Here is an 11412-nt window from a genome sequence, read left to right as displayed (position 1 = left end):
TTTGTTGTCGGGTTTGGTCGCCAGACAACATCGCTCATGTCATGTCACTTTTCCATAACTCCTTCCGAGCCCAGGTACGCGTTTGCCGGATGAACTTTTTTTATCTGCCAATACTGTTATGCATCACCAACATCTGATTCCTCGTCAATGGCTGATTTGATCGAGTTTGAAACTGAGCGTCTTCGTTTGCGGCAGTGGTTACCTGTTGACCGTGAGCCTTTTGCTGCGCTCAACGCGGACCCAAGAGTAATGGAATTTTTTCCGTCAACCCTTACGGATGCCGAGAGTGACGCCCTGGCCGACCGTTGTCAGTCACTCATCGCAGAGCGCGGTTGGGGTTTCTGGGCTGTAGAATCCAAGGCTTCGCAAGAATGCATAGGGTTTGTCGGTTTGCATATCCCCTCGGCAAAACTCCCATTTTCTCCCTGCGTAGAGATTGGATGGCGTCTGGCATTTCAGCATTGGGGCAAAGGTCTTGCCCTGGAAGCAGCTTCAGCAACTCTCCATATAGGCTTTCAGGTGCTTCATTTGCAGGAAATTGTGTCCTTCACCACAATTGATAACCGCCGGTCTCGCGCACTTATGGAGCGTCTTGGCATGCGGGAGTCTGGTACCTTTGAACATCCTGATGTACCGAAAAGCAGTGGGTTGCGTCAGCATTGCCTATATCGTTTGATGCGTGCCAACCATTCGCATAATAATTCATTCAAGCCAAGACCACTTCACGGCGGGACTCCATTCAAACATTAATATGAAATACTATCGTTGCGCACCATCACCAAACACCAGATCATGATCTGCCCCATACACAGCCATATCTTATCTTGACTCGTTGACATCGACCGTGTCCTCTTCATTGTACGATACCAGCCGCCCCTTTGAGATCGTCTCCGATTTCGTGCCCTCCGGGGACCAGCCGGCGGCCATCGACCGGCTGACGGCCAACATCGAAGCCGGGGTGCGCGAACAGATTCTTCTGGGCGTGACCGGCTCGGGCAAGACCTTCACTATGGCCCAGGTGGTGGCCCGGGTGCAGCGGCCCACCCTGGTGATGGCCCCCAACAAGACGCTGGCGGCCCAGCTGTTCGCCGAGTTCCGCGAGCTGTTCCCCCACAACGCGGTGGAATACTTCGTCTCCTACTACGACTATTACCAGCCCGAGGCCTACATCCCGGCCTCGGATACCTACATCGAGAAGGATTCATCGATCAACGACGCCATAGACAAGATGCGCCACTCGGCCACCCGTTCGCTGCTGACCCGGCGCGACGTGCTGATCGTGGCCTCGGTTTCCTGCATCTACGGCCTCGGTTCGCCCGAGGAATACCGCGAGATGCACCTCTTCCTCCGCACCGGCGGGGACTATCCCATGGAGGAGGTGCTGCGGCGCCTGACCTTCATGCTGTACGAGCGCAACGATTATTCCTTTCACCGCGGCACCTTCCGGGTGCGGGGCGACGTGCTCGACATCTTTCCGGCCCACGAGGAGGAGCGGGCGGTGCGGATCGAGTTCTTCGGCGACACCGTCGAGGCCATCACCCTGATCGATCCCCTGCGCGGCGTGGTTCTGGCCGATGTCGAGGAAATCGCCATCTTTCCCGGCAGCCATTTCGTCACCAGCCAGGACAACCTCAAGTCGGCCATGCGCTCGATTCAGGACGAGTTGCAGGTACGGCTGGCCGAATTGCAGGAGGCGTCCCGGTTGGTCGAGGCCCAGCGGCTGGAGCAGCGCACCCTGTTCGACCTGGAGATGATCGCCGAGCTGGGCTACTGCAACGGCATCGAGAACTACAGCCGCCATCTCACCGGCAAGCCGTCCGGCGTGCCGCCGCCCAACCTGCTCGACTATTTTCCGGACGACTACTTGCTGATCATCGACGAATCGCACATCGCCGTGCCCCAGATCGGCGGCATGTTCAACGGCGACCGCTCGCGCAAGCAGACCCTGGTGAATTACGGCTTCCGCCTGCCCTCGGCCCTGGACAACCGGCCGTTGCGCTTCGACGAATTCGAGCGGCGCATCCATCAGGTGGTTTATGTGTCGGCCACGCCCGGCCCCTATGAACTGAAACACGCCGGGGACCATGTGGTCGAGCAACTGATCCGGCCCACCGGCCTGCTCGACCCGCGCATCGAAGTGCGGCCCGCCTCCACCCAGGTGGACGACCTGCTGGAAGAGATCCGGGTTCGGGCCGGTCGCAACGAGGCGGTGCTGGTCACCACCCTGACCAAACGGATGGCCGAGGACTTGACCCAGTATTACGGAGAGTTGGGCGTGCGGGTGCGCTATCTCCACTCGGACATCAAGACCCTGGAACGGGTGGAGCTGATCCGCGACCTGCGCCAGCGCCACTACGACGTGCTGGTCGGCATCAACCTGCTGCGCGAGGGCCTGGATATTCCTGAGGTGTCGCTGGTGGCGGTGCTCGACGCTGACAAGGAGGGCTTCCTGCGCTCGGAACGCTCCCTGGTCCAGACCTGCGGCCGGGCGGCCCGCAATGCCGACGGCACGGTTATTCTCTACGCCGATGCGGTCACGCCGTCGATGCGGGCCACCATCGACGAGACCAACCGGCGGCGAGGCATCCAGGAACGCTACAACCACGAGCATGGCATTACTCCGCAGACCGTCATCTCGGAGATCAAAGACACCATGGCCCAGCACCTCAGGGCGTCGGGCTGGGTGAGCGCCGAGGACCTGGCGGGCCGGCCGGTGCCGGTGACGGCCGAACCGGAGATTGTCTACCACAGCGTCGCCGAGATTCAGCGCGAGATCGCGGAGCTGGAGCAAAAGATGCACGAGGCGGCCCGGCAACTGGCTTTCGAGGAAGCCGCCGGTTACCGGGACCGGATCAGGGAACTCAAAATGATGGAGCTGGCAGTTGGCTGATTTCTGGTATCGATGTTCATTGGTAGTGCTGCCCCGACTGGTCTACGGCCTGACCCGGCTGTGGTTCGCCACCTGCCGGGTGAAGGTGCGGGGCGACGGCCCGTTGCGGGAATTCGTCCGGACCGGCAACACGGGCATTGCCGCCTTCTGGCACTATTCCTTCCTGTTTATTTTGTATTATTTCAGAAACTTTCGTTGTGCGGCCATGGTGAGCGCCAGCAAGGACGGCGAATACATCGCCCGGCTGGCGTTGCTGATGGGGCATGTGCCGGTGCGGGGCTCGTCCCACCGGGGCGGGGTCAAGGCCCTGCGGGAGATGATCGAGTTGTTGCAGCAGGGCCACAATAGCGCTATCGTGGCCGACGGCTCCCAGGGGCCGGCGCGGAAGGCGCAGGCCGGCTGCATCCTCATGGCCAGCAAATCGGGCAAGCCGATCTTTCCCCTGGCCTGGGCCGCCGACCGTGCCCTGATCTTCAGGAGTTGGGACCGGACGGCGATTCCCTTGCCCTTTGCCACCGTGGTAGTCCGGCACGGCGAGCCGTTGTGGGTGGAACCGGGAGTCAACGCGGAGCAGGTGGAAGCGTACCGGCTCGAACTGGAACAGCGCCTCAACCGGCTCTACGATGCCGCCTGGCACGAGGTCGGCCGGGGGCCGCACGACGGCGGCCCGGAGAGCGAACTGGTTCGCTATTGCGGCGGCGTGGACGACGATCCGACGGTCGGCGGCGGGGCAGCACCCTGTCGGGCCGCTTCCTTCCGCACAGACAGCAGAGGTTGATGGTGGTGGAGACAGTCAGGAGCGTGGTGCTGGCCGGGTTGAGCGGCGGCTCGGGAAAATCGGTGGTTGCGGTCGGCCTGGTGGCGGCGTTGAGCAAACGCGGCCGGGGCGTGGTGCCGTTCAAGAAGGGACCGGATTACATCGATGCCGGCTGGCTGAGCAAGGCCGCCGGCCGGCCCTGCTACAACCTCGATCCCTACCTGATGCCGGCCGAAGCCATTGCCACCACCTTTCAGCGTCACATCGGCGGTGCCGATTTTGCCGTGGTCGAGGGCAACCGGGGCATCTTCGACGGGGTCAACGCCGGCGGCGAGTTTTCCACCGCCGAACTGGCCCGGCAACTCGATCTGCCGGTGCTGCTGGTGGTCAACTGCGCCAAGACCACGCGCACGGTGGCCGCCCTGGTCCTGGGCTGCCAGGCCTTCGATCCGCGCATCCGCTTCGCCGGCGTCCTCCTCAACCAGATCGCCACGGCCCGGCACGAGACGGTGATCCGCAAATCCCTGGAACGGTACACCGATCTGCCGGTGCTCGGCATCATGCCCCGGCTCAAGGAGGATATCTTTCCCATGCGCCACCTCGGGGTCACGCCGCACCAGGAATATGCGGCGGCCGGCACCGCTGTGGCCAATCTGGCGGCCCTGGCCGAAAACCATTTCGATATCGATGCCATCGTCGGCCGCATGCGCGGAGTGGCGCCGCTGCCGCCTGCATCGTGCGCTTCTGTTGCCCCAAAACTGATCATCGGCGTACTCCGCGATGCCGCCTTCCAGTTTTATTACGAGGAAAACCTGGAGGCGCTTGCCGCGGCCGGGGCCCGGCTGGTAACGATCGACGCTCTCCGTTCGCCGGCCCTGCCGGCGGACCTCGACGGACTTTACATCGGCGGCGGTTTTCCCGAGACCAGCGCCCGGCAGCTGGCCGACAACGCCGGCTTCCGCCAATCGGTGCGCGAATGCGTCGATGCCGGCCTGCCGGTCTATGCCGAATGCGGCGGCCTGATCTACCTCGGCCGCGCCATCCAGCTCGACGGCCAGGAATATCCGCTGGCCGGCGTGTTTCCGGTGACCTTCACCATAGGCGCCAAGCCGCAGGCCCACGGCTATTCCACCTTTACCGTGGCCAAGGCCAACAGCTTCTATCCGGTGGGTACCCGCATCAAGGGGCACGAGTTCCGTTATTCGATCGTGCAGCAATGGGATGGCGCGGCTGACGACCTGGCCCTGGTCATGGACCGGGGCACCGGTTTTTGCGGCGGCCGCGACGGCCTGGTGAAGAACAATACCCTGGCCCTTTACACCCATGTCATGGCCTCGGGCACGCCGGAGTGGGTGGCGGGATTCATGGCCGCGGCCCGCACATTCGCCGCCCGTGGGCGCACGGCCGCCCCGGCTTGATCCCCCCCGGCTCCGGCCGCATCGCCGGACCGTCTGCCGCCGCGCGTCTGTTTTTTCCGCACAATAGACGCACCGCCGCCGGGGCTGGTTTTGACAACCGTTCGAGCGGGCTCTATAATGATGGATCGACAAGCAGTTTTCCGTTTCTTTCCGGAATGAGGTCATGTGAACAGTTCATTGTGCGTCGCCGTCTGTCTCGTTGCCTCTTGCCTCGTCTTCTCTCCCGTGCCTGTTGCCGCGGCAGCGGAGGAGGTGCTCTTTTTTCCCTGGTTGCCGCTGCTGCTCGCCGCCACCGTGTTGCTTGGCGTGGCCCTGATGCTGCGGCTGTGGTATCAGCGGCAGGTTCACGACAAGGACGAGTTGACCATCCGGTTGCAGATGGCGGAACAGGCGGTGGACCGGGTGCCGATGCCCATCCTTTGCCTGGATGCCGATTTCCGGGTGCTCGCCGCCAATCAAAGTGCCCTGCAGACGTACTCCCATACGCGTTCCTCGCTGATCGGCCTCAGTCTTTTGGATCTGTTTCCGGAACTGGCCGGCCATCCAGACATCGCGGCGCTGCACACGACCGAAGAAGGGCGCGAGCCATCGCCGGTCTCGGCCGTGCCCCGGGAACAGGAGGAACAACGGCAGGCCTCCGTTCCGGGCACGCTGGTGTCCATAGCCGCCGGGGGACGCGCCCGGATGCTCTGGTTCGGAACCGTGCCGGCCGCCGGCGAGTACGAGGAGCGGAAGTCCGGCGATATTGCCTCGTTCGCCGAGGAATCGGCCAGCCGGATGAAGAGCGAATTCATCGCCAACATCAATCATGAGGTTCGGACCCCGATGAACGCCATCATCGGCTACACCGAAATGCTCGCCAATTCCCAGCTTGGCCCCAAGGAAAAGCGGTTTGTGGCCATCATTCACAAGAGCAGCATGGCTCTGGTGTCGATTTTTAACGATATCATGGAGTTGTCCAAGATCGACTCGGACCGGTTGCACATCATGGCCACACCGATGCGCGTGCAGTCGATCGTCAACGATGTCGACGGACTGTTCAAGGATCTCGTCGAAGAGAAGGGGATCCGTCTCAACTGCCGGTTGGCCGACCACCTCCCCGAATGTATCCTCTTCGATGGGGTGCGGCTGAAACAGATCCTGCAGAATCTGGTCGGCAACGCGATCAAGTTCACCCACGAGGGGGCGGTCACCCTGGCGGTGGATGGGGATTTCGAGGTGGACAAGCCCGGATGTCTGCGTCTGCGGTTTGTCGTCGAGGATACCGGCATCGGCATAACGGAGGCGGACCAGCGGAAGATCGTGGAGTTGTTCCGCCGGGGGCAGGACGTCACGACCAAGCACTACGGCGGTGTCGGCCTGGGCCTGACCCTGTGCAGCCGGCTGACGGCGATGATGGGCGGCCGGATCGAACTGGTCAGCAGGGAGGGGGAGGGAACGAGATTCACCCTGCTGTTCGACGGGGTGCCGTCCATTGAGTCGGTCCCCGCTCTGCATGAAATCCCTGTCGGCGAGCCCGGGCACGAAGAACGGAAGAAATTGCTGGTCGTGGACGATGTCGACCTGATCAAGGACGTTTTTCTCGACTTTTTCCAGGGCAGCCCATACCGGGTGCTCACGGCGAACAACGGTTCGGAGGCCCTGACCATGGCCCGTGCCGAACAGCCCGATCTTATTTTCATGGATCTCAACCTGACCGGGATCGATGGCCGCAGCGTGACCAGGCAACTGCGGGAATACCCAGAAACCGCCGCGATTCCGGTGGTGGTCATGACCGGGGATATCCTGGAGGAGGCCGATTATCGGCCGCTGTTCGACGATTTTCTCCAGAAGCCCTTCCGGTTGGAGGAACTTCAGGAACTGGTCGCCCGATATGTCGGCGCCGCATCGATGCCACCGGCTGCGCCCCCCGCGGAGGGCAGGGATGAGGACGAACAGATCCTTGCCCGGCTCGGTGCCGAGGTCTGGAACGCCGAGCTGGAATCGTTGCGGCAGCAGGTCGTCTTTTCCGGAAGCCTGTGCGATGCGGCTTCCCTCGGCATGGCCATGCGGCAGCAGGGCGTGGCCGAGGAGCAGCCGGTCCTGACCCGATTGGGCGACGAACTGCTTCATCATGCCCAGGAACCCAATATTCTCGGCGTGGACCGTCTCCTCGCCCAACTGTCGCGGATAGCGAATCGGACCGAGTCATGATCAAGAAAAAACCCCTGATTTTCATCGTCGACGATGTGCCCGAGAACATCCAGATCGCCATTTCGCATCTCAAAGAACTCGATTGCGATTTCGCCTACGCCACGTCGGGCGAACAGGCCCTGGAACGGATTGCCGCCACCCGGCCCCAACTGATTCTCATGGATGTGATGATGCCGGGAATGAGCGGTTTTCAGACCGTGGAGGCGCTCGGCCGGAATGAAGCGACCTCCTCCATTCCGGTCATCTTCCTGACCGCCCGCGCCGAGTCCGACGACGTGGTCCGGGGGTTCAGCCTCGGCGGCGTCGACTACATCACCAAGCCGTTCAAGGGGGTCGAACTGCGGTCCCGCGTCCGCAACCATCTGGAATTGCATGCCTATCGGGCCAGTCTCGAACAACTGGTCGAAGAGCGGACCAGGGAGGCCGAGCTGCTCAAGGACGTCATTATCGAGGCCATGGGCGAGCTCGCCGAGTATCGCGACCCCGAAACCGGCAGTCACATCCACCGGACCAGGGCGTACGTTCAGGTGCTCGCCGAGTCCCTGGTGCAGTTGGGGTATTTTCAGGAGCGACTCACCGGGGAGTATATCGTCCTGCTGTGGAAATCGGCGCCGCTGCACGATATCGGCAAGGTGGCCATTCGCGATTCCATCCTGCTCAAGCCAGGCAAACTGACGCCCGGGGAATTCGAGGAGATGAAAAAACACACCCTGTTCGGCGAGGAGGTCATCGCCAATCTGGAGCACATGGCCGGCCAGCCGACCTCTTTCCTCAGTTGCGCCAAAGAAATCGCCGGCAGCCACCATGAGAAATACGACGGCAGCGGCTATCCGCGGGGGCTCGCGGGCGACGGCATCCCGCTGGCCGGCCGGATCATGGCGGTGGCCGATGTCTATGATGCCCTGATCTCCAAACGGGTGTACAAGAATTCCATGACCCACGAAGAGGCCATGGCCATTGTACTCGAGGGAAAGGGAACCCATTTCGACCCGATCCTGATCGACGCCTTCGTTGCGGTGGAGTGGCAATTCCGCACCATTGCCGCCAACAACCGTGATTGAAGGGCGCACGTCGGCTTGTTGTGGAACGCAGGGAAGAATGCGGATGGCATGGGTTTCTGCCGGTGGAGAAAACCGCCGCATGCCGTTTCCTGGGCTCTGTCATCCCGTGTTTCCGATCTCTCCATGCCTCACCAATCTCTGCCTTCCTCCGATCGTCCATGAAAAGCTATCAAAAGGAACTCTGGTTCAACGTGCCCACCCGGCGCGCCTTCATCAACATCACCCGGGAAGTGGAGCAATGCCTGGCCGAAAGCGGCATCGAGGAAGGATTGCTGCTCTGCAATGCCATGCATATTACCGCCTCGGTGTTCATCAACGACGACGAGTCCGGCCTGCATCACGACTATGAACAATGGCTCGAACGGCTGGCTCCGCACGAGCCGGTCAACCAGTATCGACACAACGGGTACGAGGACAATGCCGATGCCCACCTGAAACGACAGATCATGGGTCGGGAGGTGGTGGTGGCGGTCACCGGGGGCAAGCTGCATTTCGGCACCTGGGAACAGATTTTTTACGGTGAGTTCGACGGCCGGCGCAAGAAACGGGTGCTGGTCAAAATCATCGGCGAATGAACAGCAACCGGCGTATCATTGCGATGGATCGGGAAGACCAGAGAAGCAGGCGCACGGTGCGGGGAGCGGGTTGGCGATGCCTGCTGGCGGCTGTCGGAACGGCACTGGCGCTGGCTGCGGCCGGTTGCCCGGAACAGGGAGGAAGAAACGGCGGCGCCGGGAAATTGACCTTGTACGGTACCATCGATATCCGGGAGGTGCAGCTGGCGTTTCAGGATGGGGGACGGATTCTCGGGCTGTCGGTGGACGAAGGCGCTGTGGTCGACAAAGGGCAGGTTGTTGCCGAACTCGATCCGGCCCGGTTCCGGATGGAAGTCGAGCGGTTGGCCGGCGAGGTCGTGGCTCAAGCCCGGCTGGTGGAACGGCTCAAGAGCGGCAGCCGGCCTCAGGAGATCGCCGGCGCCAAGGCGGCGGTGGCCTCTGCCAGGGCGAACCTCAAGGAAGCGGAACTGGTGCTGGCGCGCAAACTGTCGTTGCAGGTCACCAACCGCATCTCGCAACAGGAGGTGGACAGCGCCAGGGCCAGGATGGAGACGTGGCAGGCCACCCTCAAGTCGGCCGAGGAGGAGCTGTCGCTGACGATCGAAGGACCGCGTCGGGAGGATGTCGCCGCTGCCGAGGCCTCGCTCGCGGCCCTAGGGGCGGCGAGGGATCTGGCGGAACAGCGTCTGGCCGACACCAAGTTGCGGGCTCCGGCCGAAGGCGTGATTCGCACCCGTATCCTGGAGCCCGGCGCCATGGCTTCGGCCGGGGCGCCGGTCCTGACCATGGCACTGACCAATCCGCTTTGGGTCCGGGCCTATATCAACGAGCCGGACCTCGGCCGGGTGCGGGAAGGAATGAGGGCAGAAGTCCAAAATGACAGTCGACCCGACAAACGGTACAAGGCGTGGGTCGGTTTCATCTCCTCGACCGCCGAGTTCACGCCAAAGACCGTCGAAACCACGGAGCTGCGCACCAAGCTGGTTTACCGGACCCGCATTTTCGTCTGCGATTCCGGGCAGGAACTCCGTCTGGGCATGCCGGTGACCGTGGTTGTTGATGCCAAGCAAAACCAATCGGTTAATGTGTCATGTGATGACTGACCTTGCCTTTTTTTCCACCCCTGCTCTTTGGCACAATTCAGACATCCATTTTATGCGCGTGACATATTGCAATCCGGTTTTTGAGGGGAAAACCAATTCGGTTTGCGTCTTCTTCTTGAGTTTCAACAATGCGGCAATCAGATCATCTTGAACTTGGATCCACTGGAAACGCCATTCACCAGCTTTGTTTTTCCGCCACGACAACCGGATTCTTTTGCCGAAGAAATCAACATCCTGCCATTTCAAGCGGAACAGTTCATCCATCCATCCGAGCGCCTGTTTGCAGGTAACAATACAGCTTGGGCATATCGAGAGCGGTTCACAGCTTTTCAAGCTACCGGCTTTGCCGGTGGTTACTGACTCTGTGTTTTCTACAATATCACCGGATGTCCCTGAAAGGGATAAACCTTTTCCCTATCCCTTTATCTATATGAATTATAAATATATATTTGGATTATTTTCTGGACTGCTGGGAGATAAAAAAACACAAACATTTGAAAATAGAACATTTAACACAGTGATGCTTTCTGTTGGCGTAGCTGGGTTAGCATTATTGTCTTACGATATAATTTTAGGAAACATAGCGTCTCAAATTATAGATATATCATGCATTGTTTATTCAATGTCATGTTATTTTTATTCTTTAAAGAGTTGCAATCATAATAAATTGGTAATAACAACATTTATTTTTTTGTATATTGCCATATCTTCAGGATGGTTTTTTAACAATGGAATACACGGAGGCATTCCATTCTTCTTTTTTGTGCTATCTTATTATTCTGGTATTTTTTTTAAAAAACCTTTCCTTAATGCTATTCCTTTAATCATTGTAACAGTATTATTTCTTTCTATAATAGAATTTTTAAATCCAGATATTATTATTTTATATAAGTCAAGAATTCATAATTTTCTCGATCTTGGTGCTTCTATAATCATATGCTTGGTAATTAGTGGTGTATCGATTCATATCATTTACAAAAAATATGATATAGAAAGAGAATTGAACAAAAAAATGTTAAATCAGGCAATCAGTGATAAAGAATTGATTGAAAGTTCTATAAAAGAAATTCAAATTCTCAGAGGTCTCCTTCCTATATCAGCCCGTTGAAAAACCCCGTAACCCTGTAAAACCTATTGCCCCAATCCCCATGTGCGGTAAATTGATTTTATCATTTCACAACAAGGAGTTATTACCGTATGGCGATTGGTAGACGCAAACCCAAGCAACAGACAATGTGGGTCAACCAGCATCAGCTTCCCAAGGGCCAAGGGCATCCCTTTTACTCCCGGCTCAACGATCTTCTCGCCAAGGATGGTTTCGACTCTTGGGCGGAAGAGCTCTGCGCCCCGTGTTTTGCCAGCAAGGGAAGGCCCTCCATTCCGCCCGGAGTCTATTTTCGGATGCTGTTCATCGGCTACCTGGAAGGTTTCGC

At 59.3% G+C, this 11412-nt stretch carries 11 protein-coding genes; 10 read left to right on the top strand and 1 reads right to left on the bottom strand.

Features of this window, described 5'->3' with window-relative positions; all coding sequences use genetic code 11:
- Positions 1-147 precede the first annotated feature (147 nt).
- From Q362_RS23160 to Q362_RS0116855, 8 genes are all read left to right on the top strand, one after another.
- Entirely contained in the window at positions 148-750 is a 603-nt protein-coding gene (locus tag Q362_RS23160; RefSeq protein ID WP_084312926.1) for a GNAT family N-acetyltransferase, read from the top strand.
- 94 nt (positions 751-844) lie between these two features.
- Complete coding sequence (gene uvrB, locus Q362_RS0116885) at positions 845-2890, top strand: excinuclease ABC subunit UvrB (protein WP_028319604.1); 2046 nt, start codon at positions 845-847, stop codon at positions 2888-2890.
- Positions 2883-3668, top strand: coding sequence for a lysophospholipid acyltransferase family protein (locus Q362_RS21415; protein ID WP_084312924.1), 786 nt, complete (start codon positions 2883-2885; stop codon positions 3666-3668). Before uvrB ends, Q362_RS21415 begins: the two co-directional genes overlap by 8 nt.
- Complete coding sequence (locus tag Q362_RS0116875; RefSeq protein ID WP_035217107.1) at positions 3668-5065, top strand: cobyrinic acid a,c-diamide synthase CobB; 1398 nt, start codon at positions 3668-3670, stop codon at positions 5063-5065. Before Q362_RS21415 ends, Q362_RS0116875 begins: the two co-directional genes overlap by 1 nt.
- Positions 5066-5230: 165 nt before the next feature.
- The gene (locus Q362_RS0116870) at positions 5231-7258 is read left to right on the top strand and encodes an ATP-binding protein (protein WP_157470265.1); all 2028 of its coding nucleotides are present in this window, start codon (positions 5231-5233) and stop codon (positions 7256-7258) included.
- Entirely contained in the window at positions 7255-8319 is a 1065-nt protein-coding gene (locus tag Q362_RS0116865) for a response regulator (RefSeq protein WP_028319601.1), read from the top strand. Before Q362_RS0116870 ends, Q362_RS0116865 begins: the two co-directional genes overlap by 4 nt.
- 158 nt (positions 8320-8477) lie before the next feature.
- A complete protein-coding gene (locus Q362_RS0116860) occupies positions 8478-8894 on the top strand; it encodes a secondary thiamine-phosphate synthase enzyme YjbQ (RefSeq protein ID WP_028319600.1) in 417 nt (138 codons plus the stop codon).
- Positions 8895-8917: 23 nt separating this feature from the next.
- Positions 8918-9979, top strand: coding sequence for an HlyD family secretion protein (locus tag Q362_RS0116855; RefSeq protein ID WP_157470268.1), 1062 nt, complete (start codon positions 8918-8920; stop codon positions 9977-9979).
- On the opposite strand, the gene Q362_RS24345 is transcribed toward Q362_RS0116855, so the two are convergent.
- Positions 9965-10243 carry a site-specific integrase gene (locus Q362_RS24345; protein ID WP_028319598.1) on the bottom strand — a complete coding sequence of 93 codons (279 nt, stop codon included), beginning with the start codon at positions 10241-10243 and terminating at the stop codon, positions 9965-9967. The genes Q362_RS0116855 and Q362_RS24345 overlap by 15 nt on opposite strands.
- A gap of 16 nt (positions 10244-10259) precedes the next feature.
- Between Q362_RS24345 and Q362_RS23865 the strand changes: the two genes are divergently transcribed.
- Positions 10260-11087 carry a hypothetical protein gene (locus tag Q362_RS23865; protein ID WP_157470262.1) on the top strand — a complete coding sequence of 276 codons (828 nt, stop codon included), beginning with the start codon at positions 10260-10262 and terminating at the stop codon, positions 11085-11087.
- 89 nt (positions 11088-11176) lie between these two features.
- Positions 11177-11412 (top strand): transposase (locus Q362_RS21410; protein ID WP_211248522.1); only part of this gene is annotated, 236 nt, incomplete at its 3' end.

This window comes from Desulfobulbus elongatus DSM 2908 (genome assembly GCF_000621145.1).
Classification (GTDB): Bacteria; Desulfobacterota; Desulfobulbia; order Desulfobulbales; family Desulfobulbaceae; genus Desulfobulbus; species Desulfobulbus elongatus.
Note: the sequence above shows the minus strand (reverse complement) of the source record. Positions and strands in the feature narration are given on the sequence as shown.